This window comes from Bacillus sp. FAU18, assembly GCF_056033885.1.
In genome coordinates, this window is record NZ_JBVYHZ010000003.1 from 554,200 (window position 1) to 567,188 (window position 12,989).

Sequence of the window (12,989 nt, forward strand, 5' to 3'; positions counted from 1 at the left end):
TTAAGCTTTTTCCGTATCTCTTTCAAATATGATTTCAAAATAAGCAGCTGCCCCATACCCATCTATACTGGGAGCGAAAATCTGAACGAATCTCCAGCCTCTTTTTGCATAATCATGGATGATTTGCTGGTAGTCTTCTTTAGGCCTTCTTCTCATCGTGCTCAGCTCAACTCTTACGAATTCATATTCTTTCATCGTTTGATCCCTCCTATTAAGGTATACGTATAATTGAGCAAGAAGTTCCGAAAACCTAGGTTAAGGTCCGAAAGTATATTTCACTTACTAAACAAATACATTTATGCCTGATGCCTGCATGCATCTGGGAAGAGTTAAGGGGCTATAAAAACGAATTTTACCGGGTCAGCAGTCTAAATGAATCTCTTGCTTATTGCATTTGACTGAGTATATAAGTAAAAAAAGAGCGGCCAGAACATATAAGAAGGAGATGATCATTAACGCACTCATAACAGGGTAGTGTTTAGCGGAATAGATGAAAAAATCAAGCTGTGAAATTTGTTTGGGGCTGCTGACGGCATCAATTCCATTTAGCAGTTTTGAGAGTTTAGCAGTATAGTTCCAATCAAATCGATCTGAAACAAGCTCGCTTCCTTGGTACCAATTAACAGCAGCTAAAAACAGAAATACCATAATAGAAAATCCAAGCTGAACAACTAAAAATATTCCCTTCACTTTTGTATGACCTCCAAATCTATGAATATGGGAAAATCAAACAATATATTATCACCGTATGGGTTATTCTTGCAATTTCACTTTCATACAACTCAAACGCAAGTCTATTTTTTTGTTTGTTTTTGGCTTATAATACCTGATGATGGAAAAAGAATGCGGGTTTATAGATTAGAGAAACAAATGTATTTCTTAGCATTTTTTATTTGTGGAGAGAGTATAGAAGCATTCGATTAGATCTGCTTTTTCACAGAAACGGTTTTCATCTGTTTGCCTGAGCTTTACAATTGGCTGGAAAAAAAACAATGATTTCTTTCAATCAAAACATGCAACGATGCGACACATTTTATATCTTGATGACTTATCTCATTGCCTTTAAGTCATCCTATCGAGAAAGCGATGGTATTTTATGAACAAAGAAACCCTAAAAAACATACTCATGATTTTTTCAATATGCGCAACCCTCCGAGAAACCGATGGTATGCGCATAGCTGATAGCTGGATTTTGAGTGAGATTATACGATTTTTGATTTGCATGGTTGTGTTTTTTGCCATGACATTTCTATTAGATGCTGTTTTTCCAAACAAAAAAGAGTCACATTAATGTGTGGCTCTTTTTGCATCATCTGATCAGAAACATCATAAATGAATCGATCATCATGATGAAGAACAGCAAGCAAAAATAAATAAGCGAGTAGACAAACATATCCTTTGCCCACTTCACGTCATCGTCTATTTTGAATCCCTTGATGCTTTTTTTGATCCATATGCCTCCGAGAACCAAGGCGGCTAAGAAATAAAATGGGCTCATATGGCCGGTGCCGAGAGAGAAAGGAAATAATAGCGTGACCGGCACCAGGACGGCAATATATTGCATCATTTTTATTTTTGTTACATGATTTCTTTTGACTACTGGCAAGAGCGGAATGCCAGCGGCACGATATTCCTCTTTGCGTCTTATCCCAATCGCCCAAAAATGCGGCGGCTGCCACAGAAACATAATCGTGTACAACAGCACTGCTGTCATACTGAAGTCACCGGTTACGGCACAATACCCCATCAATGGCGGCGCAGCTCCTGGAAAGCTCCCGACAAATGTGCTCCACACAGACGTTCGTTTCACCCATACCGTATAGATGATCGCATAAAAAATAAAGGCGGCCAGTCCGAGAAAGGCCGTTAATGGATTGAGGGAATAAAGCATGGCAAGACCTGCGATTCCTAAAACAGAGCCATATGTTAAGATCATGGCTGGCGGCATTTTCCCTGTGACCGAGGCCCTGCTGCGAGTGCGTGCCATTTTTGCGTCCATATGCCGATCAAAATAGTTGTTATAGACAGTGCCGGAAGCCATCACAAACGCGGTTCCCAACATTGCTGTCACCATTGTCATCAAAAAAGCCATTCCGGTTAACGTTTTTTCTGCGCTTGCAAACGCGATCCAAAATCCGCCGAAGGCTGCTATCGAGTTTGATATGATAATGCCGGGTTTTGCAAGTTTGATAAAATCGTAAATGGTTACCCGGTTCGAAGCTTTTATGTATTTTGTTTCAGATATGGCTGCAGAATCTCTTGTATTCTCCAAAAATAGACGCCTCCCCCAAAACTGCATGCTTTTGTTATCGTAACAAGAGGGGGACGGAATCACAATTATTTCCTATATTTGTCATGATATTGTCATTTTTAAAATAAAAAAATGGGGAGCTGGACTGCCCCCATTTTGATATGTGCGACTAGTAACCGTAACCTCCACCATATCCTCCGCCATAACCGCCGCCGTAACCGTACCAAGGGTAGTAAGGCGGTCGCGGGCGCGGGTAGTAATAAGGCGGGCGCGGATAAAACGGGTAGAACGGATAATAATAAGGCGGATAAAATGGCCGTCTCGGACGCGGATAATAATAAGGCTGTCTTTCATCATAAGGGGTAATTTGTTCAAATGGCTGTTCATTCAAAGGGTAATCCAAGAGGAAAACCTCCCTAGCTTTTTTTATTCCTTTTACCATATTCTTGATGCTTAAGTTGGGTGTATGTCCATTCATGAAACTCGGTTTTTTTTTATGATGAAATTCCTTAAAAAGGATTGACATGAACTTCTAAATCTCATAGTATTACAAATATGAAATAAATGTTACTACAATGTTACAAAATCATTTCTAAATAGATACAGTTCCAACTGATGAAGAGTAAATCGAAATGGCTACGAAAGAAGGAGTTTTTGTTGTTGGCAAAAAGAATCAAATGGTTTCATGTATTAATAGCAGTTGTATGTGTGGTGGGTCTTATCGGCTTTTTCCATAATCATTCATTGAAAAAAGAAACGGTCATGAATAAAGTAAGAACTGATTCTCAATATGGGAATGTTGAGATCGCGACACTTGTGAATGACGGGAAAACTTTTAATTACGCGGTTAACTATCCCGTTTTCAAAAATGAAAAAATGGATTCGGCATTAAAAAGATTTGCAGAAAAAGAGGTTCGTCAATTTCAAAAGGAAACAAAAGACGTTGATCAAGAGCATACGACAAAACGCAACGAATTAAATGTTGATTATAAAATTGTCCATTATGCCAAACAGACAGTGGCGATTGTATTTAATGAATATAAATACATCGGCGGGGCACACGGGCAAACCGTGAAAAAAACGTTTAACTATGATTTTAGTAAACAAGCGTTTCTTTCCATTGATGATATTTTCAAAGAGGACGCTGACTACTTACATAAGCTTTCGTTAATCGCTTATCACGAACTGAAAAAGAATAAGGACATTGCAGCGGACGATGCACTGTTAAAGGAAGGGACGGCTCCGAAAAAAGAAAATTTCAGCCGCTTTGCCATCAAGGAGGATTATATCGAACTTTACTTTGACACATATCAGGTTGCAGCAGGCTATCTTGGAGAGCAATCGATTGCCATTAAGAAAAGTCTTTTGAAAGACATTCTGAAAGAACAATATATTGATAAAGCAAAAAATAAAAATAAAATCAAAGAACAAAAGCCGAAGCATGAAGTGATTTCTTTACCCAAAGAGGAAACGGTTGATCCAAATCAAAAAGTCATTGCGCTTACTTTCGACGACGGCCCGAATCCTGCGACAACAAATCAGATTCTAGACTCCTTGAAGAAATATAAGGGGCATGCCACGTTTTTTGTTTTGGGGAGCAGGGTTCAATATTATCCGGAAACGCTAATAAGAATGCTGAAAGAAGGAAATGAGGTGGGGAACCATTCATGGAGCCATCCACTTCTCACAAGGCTTTCAGTGAAAGAAGCGTTAAAGCAGATCAATGACACGCAAGACATCATTGAAAAAATAAGCGGATACCGCCCGACGCTTGTAAGACCCCCATACGGCGGCATTAATGATGAACTGCGGAGTCAAATGAAAATGGATGTTGCGTTATGGGATGTTGACCCGGAAGATTGGAAAGACCGTAACAAAAAAACAATTGTTGACCGTGTCATGAATCAGGCGGGAGATGGAAGAACAATTTTGATTCACGATATTTACCGCACCTCTGCTGATGCGGCCGATGAAATTATGAAAAAGCTCACCGATCAAGGCTATCAATTGGTGACAGTTTCTCAGCTTGAAGAGGTTAAAAAACAAAGAGAAGCGAAATAAATTACAAAAGGCTGTCCGTACGGACAGCCTTTTTTCTATTTAATAAGAGCCTGTGGTGGCCCAAACATTTAAGTTTGGTCCTGAATACTTGCCGAAAGCGTAAGAAGTCCTTGGATCTAAATCATATACCATCGGTGTATAGCAAGACTTTTGGCCGGCCACCGCTTTTCCATTGCCGCCTGCAGAATCACAATTATATCTCTTTCCGTCCGTGTTTCGGGTAATCTCCGCATTTGCTTCAAAGCCAGACGTCAATGTATTATTCATCGTGATTTTTGCCCAAGCCGTTTTACATGTACTGCTGAATTTAAGCTCGACTACTCCGATGACTTGATTGCTGGCATTCACTAAGTTTGAGGATTTTTTTGTAGAGCCGGTGGACGCACAATCATTGTAATAAGGGCTTTTTCCATCGTAGGCATGGGTTTCCGCATTGGCGGGTACTCCTTTGACGGCAAAAACAAATACTACTGCGAATAACACCAATGAAGCCTTCGTAAACAGTCTTTTCATATCCTTTATGACCTCCTTAATATGGCAAACAATAAATCATACGGAGGAACAATCAAAACATGCATGCTTTTTTGTGAACAATAAAGGCGGCCGGGAGGATGGAGTTATTGGCCGCCTTTGGTGTGAGGTTAAGCTTTTACATCAATGGTTTGTCCGAGAGTCGGATGCTGAATCATCTTTAAGGTTTGATCGGCATTTTGCTGGGCGGTGTCCAGCATTTTTTTCGTTAAAGCGATATTAACATTCTGGGCAAGGGATGCTTGATGCATCGCAACTGATAAAGCAGGAATATCCATCGTTCCACCTCCTATGCCTTACCTATCGGCGGCTTTGTATCATTTTACAGTGAAAAATGGCTTAATTTTCGCTGTTGACCCTTACGCTGCGGCATATCGTATGTTTTTGACAAGGAGGGAATCAGGATGAATCTAGTAATGGAAAAGACCTTTGAGCAATACGAAAAGCTGTTTTCAATGGAAGAACAGAAAAGAGAAGATGTATTTCGGTATACGATGATGAGGCCGTTTGAAAAGATGTGGACCGCCATCCAAGTTCCGCTGAAAGCGAAGGAGCCAAACGGCTATGATGTGATCATGGCTGCGAAAATGCTGGGCTATTTGGATGTCCGTGATGCTGAAAGCGGCCAGAAAGCACTACAAATACTGAAAGAATCACATGTTTCAGAGACAGCTGAATCTGCACTTTTGCAATGCATATTTTTTGCTGAGCGCGAACAGCTGCGGGTGAATGCAGAGGAGATCAAATTCGGCCTTTATATCGCTGATCCAAATAAACTTCAGCTGCAAAAAGGCTACTGCGGGTTTGGCGGGATACCGGGCTTTATTCATGTATGGATTGATCCGAACCGTTATAACCTGCCAAGGATTCCTTCAATTATTGCTCATGAGTTTCATCATCATGTGCGGTTTTCGTATATAGATTTTCATCATGGCTCTGTAAGTGTCGGGGATTATCTTGTGATTGAAGGATTGGCGGAATCATTCGCCAGAGAGCTGTTTGGTACGGAACGATTGGGCCCTTGGGTAACTCGTTTTGATCATGAAGATTTGCAATATTCCATTGATGTGATCAATGAGGTGCTGGATGTGAAAGGATTTTCGGAAGTCAGCCGTTATATGTTTGGTGATCCAATTGCTAACGACCAAGGCTTTAAGCCTGCAGATTTATCGGCTTTTGCGGGTTATGCAGTTGGCTATCATGCCGTTCAGTCATTTATGAATCAACATCATATCACGATAAGCGAGGCCACGCGTTTGGATGCGAAGACCATTCTTTCTCAATGCAGGCTGTTTTCTACATGAAAAAAGCGTCACATACAGCGGCGCTTTTTGATTCCCAAAACCAGCAGTTCTATGGCGGCACAGGCGGCAATTCCGATTGTATATGCTTCGATATCGCTCCATAAAAAACCGTACCCCAGTACAAGTCCGCCAAGAGAAGTATCCCTAATCTGGTCGATCCATTCGGCATGATAGAGCTGGCTGAATTCAATGACAAAACAGAAAGAAAGACTGATAATGCCCGTTATCATTGTCTTCAGCTTCCGAAATAGAAATCCGCATCCCGTAAAGATCATGGCGGCCCACAACGAGTCTCCCAGATAAGTATTGAGGGTATCAGGAAGAACACTGGAGAATGCTCTGGATCCAAGCCCCAGCCCAATGATCAGTATGGTGAAAACTACATATATCCAACGATTTCGCTTCATTGCGAATTGATACCCCGTCTCTGTTTCATCTCCCTGTATTGTAAGGAATATAGCTTTTATTTGTCCACTAAAAAAAGCGGCTGAATAGCCGCGTAGGGTGTTTATTTTGCTTTTAGGTTTACATGGTCGGCTGTCTGATCCGTGCCTATTACAAAATGGAGTTCATAGCGGCCTGTATCATATACATAATCGATTTCATCGGTAAACGGGACGGTTAACACCCGATTTGCTGGTCCTAATTGCTTCTGCAGCACTTCCGGCGTAACTCCGCCTAAATTCAGCTGCCGTTCCACACCGGTTCCAAAGTAACGGATTTCTGAAATTGTCATGTCTTTATGATAGGAAAATCCGTAGCCCGGCTGTCCCATATTCCAGTGATATAAATCAAATCGATTGTCTCCCCCGACTGGTCTTTCCGGTTCCCCAAACGCAGCATGGACATCGCCTTTTGTGCTTTTGTTAATGGTGAGGCCTTGCGCCTGCTGAGGCATTTCCCCTTTATAGGCGGTGTTATAGAGGTTTTTGACAAGCTCGGCGGCTGATTGATTCGTGTTTTCGGAGAGCGTGTTTGTTTGAGCTGCGGCCTTTGCCGGTGCTGAAAAGGACGCAGCCCCAAAGCCTGTAAAACAGCTTGTTATTGCTGCCGCCGCGGTAATAGCAGACATTGTCTTTTTCATGTTGATCCCTCCTTATTGATCTACCATTCCGTTTCCCTGTGTTTGTGCAATAAAACATGTGAGTGCGCTTTGTATGTTTTATTGAGTTGTTGTAAGGGAACTGAAATAGGTAATTCGGTATATAAAGCAAGAAAGGGGAATGGAGATGGCTGGCAAGAAAACAATCACAATAAACGGCGTTGAAATGGAAGCGTCCGAGGAACAGACGGTGCTGCAGCTTTTGAATAACAGCTCGATTGAAGTGCCGCAAGTTTGCTATCATCCAAGCTTAGGGCCGATTGAAACATGTGATACGTGCATCGTCAGCATCAATGGTGAGCTGAAGAGGTCGTGCTCCGCTGAATTAAAGGATGGGGATATCATTGATACGCTCTCGCCTGACGCGAAAAAAGCGCAAGTCATCGGGATGGACAAGATTTTATATAATCATGAGCTTTATTGTACAGTTTGCGATTACAACAATGGGGGATGCGAAATACATAATACGGTGAAGGAAATGAAAATCAATCACCAAAGCATTCCGTTTGATCACAAGCCATACCATAAGGATGAATCCCATCCGTTTTATCGGTATGATCCAGATCAATGTATTTTGTGCGGGCGCTGTGTTGAAGCATGCCAGGACGTTCAGGTAACTGAAACGCTGACCATTGACTGGGAGCGGGAACGCCCGCGCGTCATTTGGGATAACGACGTGCCGATCAATGAGTCGTCATGTGTGTCATGCGGCCATTGTTCAACGGTCTGTCCGTGCAACGCGATGATGGAAAAAGGAATGGAAGGGGAAGCCGGATATTTAACAGGCATCAATAACGAAACGCTGCGACCGATGATCGAGATCACGAAAGGCGTAGAGACAGGCTACGGCTCGATTCTCGCCATTTCTGATATGGAATCCGCCATGCGTGATGAACGAATCAAAAAAACGAAAACCGTCTGCACGTATTGCGGCGTCGGCTGCAGCTTTGATGTCTGGACAAAGGGCAGAGACATTCTGAAAGTAGAGCCGCAGGAGGAAGCGCCAGCCAACGGCATTTCTACTTGTGTGAAAGGCAAGTTCGGCTGGGATTTCGTTAACAGCGAAGAACGCCTGACAAAGCCGCTGATCCGTGAAGGTGACCATTTCCGTGAAGCAGAGTGGGAGGAGGCGTTATCGCTGATCGCCAGCAAGTTCACGGAATTAAAAGAGGCGTTTGGCCCGGATTCTCTCGCTTTTATTACATCTTCTAAATGTACAAATGAAGAATCCTATCTTATGCAAAAGCTGGCCAGAGGGGTCATTGGCACAAATAATGTGGACAACTGCTCTCGCTATTGCCAATCTCCTGCGACTGCCGGCCTGTTCCGGACAGTCGGCTATGGCGGTGATTCAGGATCAATTACAGATATCGCGCAAGCGGACCTTGTTTTGATTATCGGTTCGAACACGTCTGAGTCGCATCCAGTCTTATCCACTCGCATTAAACGGGCTCATAAGCTAAGAGGGCAGAAAGTGATCGTCGTGGATATCAGAAAACACGAAATGGCAGAACGCTCCGATTTATTTGTCCAGCCGCGTGCCGGATCGGATATCGTCTGGCTGAATGCGATCGCCAAATATTTAATAGAAAACGGCAAGGCCGATGAACGATTTTTGAGAGAAAGAGTGAACGGACGGGATGAATATGTAAAAAGCCTCGCGCCGTACACACTTGAATATGCCGAGGAGAAAACCGGGATTGATCGAGAAACCCTTATCCAAATGGCAGAGATGATCGGGCAAGCTGACAGTGTGTGCGCATTGTGGGCGATGGGCGTGACACAGCACATTGGAGGAAGCGACACGAGCACGGCGATATCTAATCTGCTGCTTGTGACAGGAAACTACGGAAAACCGGGAGCAGGTTCTTACCCATTGCGCGGCCATAACAATGTGCAGGGAGCAAGTGACTTCGGAAGCATGCCTGACAGAATGCCGGGCTATGAAAAAGTGACGGACGAACAAGTCCGCCAAAAATACGAGCGGGCGTGGGGCGTGCCGCTGCCGAAGGAGCCGGGTATGACCAACCACGAAATGATTGAAAAAATCCATTCCGGACAGCTGAAAGCGATGTATGTAAAAGGTGAAGAAATGGGCCTGGTGGATTCCAACATCAATCATGTACACGCCGCATATGAAAAGCTTGATTTCTTTGTGGTGCAGGACATTTTCCTTTCACGTACAGCGGAGTTTGCTGATGTGGTTCTTCCTGCGAGCCCAAGCCTTGAAAAAGAAGGAACCTTTACAAACACAGAACGCCGGATTCAGCGTTTGTATCAGGTATTTGAACCGCTGGGCGAATCAAAGCCGGATTGGCAGATTATTATGGAGGTTGCCAATAAGCTTGGCGCCGGCTGGCACTATGAGCATCCTGCAGACATTATGGAGGAAGCAGCCAAGCTGTCGCCGATTTATGCCGGTGTCACCTATGAACGTCTTGAAGGCTATAATTCCCTGCAATGGCCTGTAAACGCTGATGGAAAGGATTCGCCTTTACTCTTTACAGAGCGCTTCCCTTTCCCGGACGGCAAGGCCATTCTCTACCCTGTCCAGTGGACAGAGCCTGAGGAATTCGGTGAGGAATATGATATCCATGTCAACAATGGGCGGCTCTTGGAGCATTTCCACGAAGGGAATCTGACTTACAAATCAAAAGGGATTTCGGAAAAAACACCGGAAGTGTTCTTAGAAATTTCTTCTGAGCTTGCGGCAGAACGAGGGATTCAGGACGGAACCCTCGTCAGACTCACATCGCCTTTCGGAAATGTCAAAGTGAAGTGCCTGATTACTGATCGAGTCAAAGGGAAGGAAGTATATCTGCCAATGAACGATTCAGGGGAAGCGGCGATCAACCTGTTAACAGGCAGCCATGCCGATAAGGATACCGATACGCCTGCTTACAAAGAAACATCGGCCAAGATGGAAATTTTGAAGCACGACGGAATCAGCCCGCTGCCTAAGATCAACCACCGCAACGGCAATCCGCAGCCGCAAATCGGTGTGCAGGTTCAAAAGAAATGGGCGCGGAAGGATTATATTTTCCCTGGTGACGCTGTGAAAAGGGGGATGGGCCATAATGGCTAAAGCGATTAAACGAATCCAAAAAATCGAGGTAACCGAAGAGGATCAGCGAAAGTGTGATTTGCGGGAAATTGAAGATGCTCTAGTTGATCACAAAGAAGCGATTCTCGAAACCTTGCATATGCTGGGCCATATGAACGAGCGCGGTGTCCTGCCGTTGCTCCGCGGCCTTTTTGGTCAAGGGGATAAAGTTCTTGATATTCTGGTGAAAAAGGCAGATACAGAGGAAACAGCCAATACGCTGAAAAATCTGCTTCTTCTGTTTGGGACACTCGGCATGCTGGACGTGAAGCAGCTGGAGCCCCTCATTTTGAAAGTGAATGCGGGGGTGGCAAGTGCTGTAGAGCAGAAAAACAGCGAAGAAAAGACAGGTTATTTTGATATTATCCGCTCGCTAAAAGACCCGGAAATCAACAAATCAATTACACTGCTCTTTTCCTTTTTAAAAGGAATGGGACAAGATACAAAGGAGCTGGAACGCACGACGCAGCCTCCGGAACACCAAAAACATCATCAGGAACCTCGAGAGAAAAGAGGAATGAATAAACGAGATTGATCTCCCGCCCGAGCGGCTTCAGCCAGCTCGGGTTTTTTGATGAAAAGGTCTAATGGACTAGTAAAAAATATTCAAATACTAGGAAGAAGTAAGATTGTGATGAATGAGATAGAAATAATCGTTACTTTCTTACCTGTTAAGAAAAGGAAAAATCTGATTATAATAGAAATCGATTACTTTAGATGGGGGAACAATCATGAAAAAAGTCTTATTACTATTATTTGTCTTGACGATCGGGTTAGCGCTTTCAGCGTGCAGCCAATCGAGCGATGCGTCAGAGAAGGAAAAACCGAAAGAGAAAAAATCGCAAGAAGAGCTTGAAAAGGAACTTGATAAGGAATTGAAAAAAGGCGGTGAGCCGAAGACAAAAAAAGATGATCAAATACATAAAATAGGAGAAACAATTAAAGTAAATGATATTAATTTCACGGTGAATAAAGTGGATCGTGAACAAAATGGCCAATATGGAGATTTGGGTGGAAAAGACTATGATAAAACAAAAACAGTAAAAGATAATGAAGAGCGGTTAATTATAGAAGTGACCCTAGAATACGTTGGAAAAGGTTCAATGGAATACAACCGATTAGGATTAGATCTGAAAGACAAGAAGAATAAATCAGTTCGCTCAGTCATTTCATTGGAGGATAAAGGAAAAATGTTTTTGGGGGGGGAATCTGGCGTCAGGAAAAAAGGTGACAGGAGTAGTTAGTTATGTAATACCCAAAGGGGAACAGAAAAATTACACATTAGTGTATAACCCTTTTTTAATAGATACTGGAAGTGATAGAATTGAAGAAAGCGCAAAATACAATATAGATTATTTGATAAAATTAGAAAAATAGCATTAAAAAAAGCACGTTTTCATCAGGGAAGAAGCGTGCTTTTTTTATAGTGACAAATAATGTGAAGGGGAGAGTGATAAAAGTGCAAACCAAATGGCTGGAACGGGCACAGCGGATTCGGGCAATCGCCCAAGCGGGGCTGGCTTTTTCCAAGGATGTGTATGACAGGGAGAGGTACGAAGAGCTAATGAAGCTCAGCGCGGAAATGATGGCGGATTACTCGGAGAAGGACATTGAAGTCATCACTGATTTATGGAATGGGGAGAGCGGCTATCCGACACCGAAAGCGGATGTTCGCGGCGCAGTATTCCGAGAGAATCAGATTTTGCTTGTCCGGGAGAAGCATGATGAGCTGTGGTCGCTGCCGGGTGGATTTTGCGAGATTGGTTTATCGCCAGCTGAAAACGTCGTCAAGGAAATCAAAGAAGAGTCGGGGTATGATACAGAGCCGTCTCGATTGCTGGCCGTGCTAGACAGCCATAAGCACTCCCATCCCCCTCAGCCTTATCACTATTATAAAATCTTCATCGCATGCAGCATTACGGGCGGGCAGGGGGAAACAGGGATCGAGACGAATCATACCGCTTTTTTTCCGGAAGACAGCCTCCCGCCGCTTTCTCCCAAACGAAACACCCCCTCACAGCTTAGCATGCTGTTTGACTTATTGCGCCATCCGGCCAAGAAAACGATATTTGACTAAAAAAGAAAGAGCCTATGGGCTCTTTCTTTTTTATAATGTAATGTGTTTTTCGTTGGCGAGTTTCAGAAGGGTCAAAATAGAATCGGCTTGTTTATGGCCGAGTTTTTGCTTTAATTTGTTTTCTTCAACTAATCGGCTGCCGTAAATTTTGACAGAGGCTTTGTCGACGACAGTATGCCAGTTTTCCTGTTTTTTTCCCTCAACAAGCGGTTTTTCATGTCTCTCAGAAAAAGAGAACACAAACAGTACGAATGCAAGTGAAAGTAGGATGCCGACAAATTGTTTTTTGTAATCAGTCTGTGCTGCCACGTTGTTCTCTCCTTCACCTTTTACCTTCTATTTAATCATAGAATCAGCTTATTTTACATAATGGGAAAGTCATTTTTGGAGTTAGTGCATTTGGTTGAAAACAGAGACGTTTTTTGAGCGGAGCGGTGCAATTGAATCCATATTGGATTTGCGTGCTTATGCCTAAGGTCACGTTGTGAGCCAAAACAGCAGTGCAGAATAGAAAAAAATTGAAAGATTATGGTAAGATGAACGAAATTCGAGGGGGAATA

The 12,989-nt window shown here is 43.2% G+C and carries 14 protein-coding genes and 1 pseudogene; 6 read left to right on the forward strand and 9 right to left on the reverse strand.

All coding sequences use genetic code 11. The features are described 5' to 3' along the window. The 4 genes from AC0OMU_RS03160 to cotT form a co-directional block, all read right to left on the reverse strand. Positions 1-195, reverse strand: a complete 195-nt coding sequence (locus AC0OMU_RS03160; RefSeq protein WP_024572451.1) for a DUF4177 domain-containing protein — start codon at positions 193-195, stop codon at positions 1-3. 165 nt (positions 196-360) lie between these two features. Continuing rightward, the gene (locus AC0OMU_RS03165; RefSeq protein ID WP_003232822.1) at positions 361-690 is read right to left on the reverse strand and encodes a YjdJ family protein; all 330 of its coding nucleotides are present in this window, start codon (positions 688-690) and stop codon (positions 361-363) included. A gap of 619 nt (positions 691-1,309) precedes the next feature. Further along, a complete protein-coding gene (gene cyoE / locus AC0OMU_RS03170) occupies positions 1,310-2,299 on the reverse strand; it encodes a heme o synthase (RefSeq protein ID WP_474240894.1) in 990 nt (329 codons plus the stop codon). 121 nt (positions 2,300-2,420) lie between these two features. Further along, positions 2,421-2,654, reverse strand: coding sequence for a spore coat protein CotT (gene cotT / locus AC0OMU_RS03175; protein ID WP_014479515.1), 234 nt, complete (start codon positions 2,652-2,654; stop codon positions 2,421-2,423). A 254-nt stretch (positions 2,655-2,908) separates the two neighbouring features. Between cotT and pdaC the strand changes: the two genes are divergently transcribed. After that, positions 2,909-4,312: a peptidoglycan-N-acetylmuramic acid deacetylase PdaC gene (gene pdaC / locus AC0OMU_RS03180; RefSeq protein WP_038428808.1), complete on the forward strand. Its 1,404-nt coding sequence runs from the start codon at positions 2,909-2,911 to the stop codon at positions 4,310-4,312. Between the two features lie 39 nt (positions 4,313-4,351). Here pdaC and AC0OMU_RS03185 read toward each other — a convergent pair whose 3' ends face one another. Beyond that, complete coding sequence (locus tag AC0OMU_RS03185; RefSeq protein ID WP_014476498.1) at positions 4,352-4,825, reverse strand: YjfA family protein; 474 nt, start codon at positions 4,823-4,825, stop codon at positions 4,352-4,354. A gap of 128 nt (positions 4,826-4,953) precedes the next feature. Then, positions 4,954-5,121 (reverse strand): YjfB family protein, encoded by a 168-nt coding sequence (locus AC0OMU_RS03190; protein ID WP_014476499.1) that lies wholly within the window; start codon positions 5,119-5,121, stop codon positions 4,954-4,956. Between the two features lie 126 nt (positions 5,122-5,247). On the opposite strand from AC0OMU_RS03190, the gene AC0OMU_RS03195 reads away from it, so the two are divergent. Continuing rightward, positions 5,248-6,147 carry a DUF2268 domain-containing putative Zn-dependent protease gene (locus AC0OMU_RS03195; RefSeq protein ID WP_474240895.1) on the forward strand — a complete coding sequence of 300 codons (900 nt, stop codon included), beginning with the start codon at positions 5,248-5,250 and terminating at the stop codon, positions 6,145-6,147. Positions 6,148-6,155: 8 nt separating this feature from the next. Here the strand turns inward: AC0OMU_RS03195 and AC0OMU_RS03200 are convergent, their stop codons facing one another. Then, entirely contained in the window at positions 6,156-6,554 is a 399-nt protein-coding gene (locus AC0OMU_RS03200) for a ribosomal maturation YjgA family protein (RefSeq protein ID WP_041517813.1), read from the reverse strand. 101 nt (positions 6,555-6,655) lie between these two features. Continuing rightward, complete coding sequence (locus AC0OMU_RS03205) at positions 6,656-7,231, reverse strand: YjgB family protein (protein WP_181218914.1); 576 nt, start codon at positions 7,229-7,231, stop codon at positions 6,656-6,658. 145 nt (positions 7,232-7,376) lie between these two features. On the opposite strand from AC0OMU_RS03205, the gene fdhF reads away from it, so the two are divergent. The 4 genes and pseudogenes from fdhF to AC0OMU_RS03225 all read left to right on the forward strand — a co-directional run bounded on the left by fdhF (position 7,377) and on the right by AC0OMU_RS03225 (position 12,429). Continuing rightward, entirely contained in the window at positions 7,377-10,334 is a 2,958-nt protein-coding gene (gene fdhF / locus AC0OMU_RS03210; protein WP_474240896.1) for a formate dehydrogenase subunit alpha, read from the forward strand. Next, on the forward strand, positions 10,327-10,887 hold the full coding sequence (locus AC0OMU_RS03215) for a helical membrane plugin domain-containing protein (RefSeq protein WP_474240897.1): 561 nt from the start codon (positions 10,327-10,329) through the stop codon (positions 10,885-10,887). Before fdhF ends, AC0OMU_RS03215 begins: the two co-directional genes overlap by 8 nt. Positions 10,888-11,083: 196 nt before the next feature. Continuing rightward, positions 11,084-11,729, forward strand: a pseudogene (locus AC0OMU_RS03220) (DUF4352 domain-containing protein). Positions 11,730-11,802: 73 nt separating this feature from the next. Next, complete coding sequence (locus AC0OMU_RS03225) at positions 11,803-12,429, forward strand: NUDIX hydrolase (RefSeq protein ID WP_474240898.1); 627 nt, start codon at positions 11,803-11,805, stop codon at positions 12,427-12,429. A 30-nt stretch (positions 12,430-12,459) separates the two neighbouring features. Here the strand turns inward: AC0OMU_RS03225 and AC0OMU_RS03230 are convergent, their stop codons facing one another. After that, positions 12,460-12,738 (reverse strand): hypothetical protein, encoded by a 279-nt coding sequence (locus AC0OMU_RS03230; RefSeq protein ID WP_474240899.1) that lies wholly within the window; start codon positions 12,736-12,738, stop codon positions 12,460-12,462. Positions 12,739-12,989 lie beyond the last annotated feature (251 nt).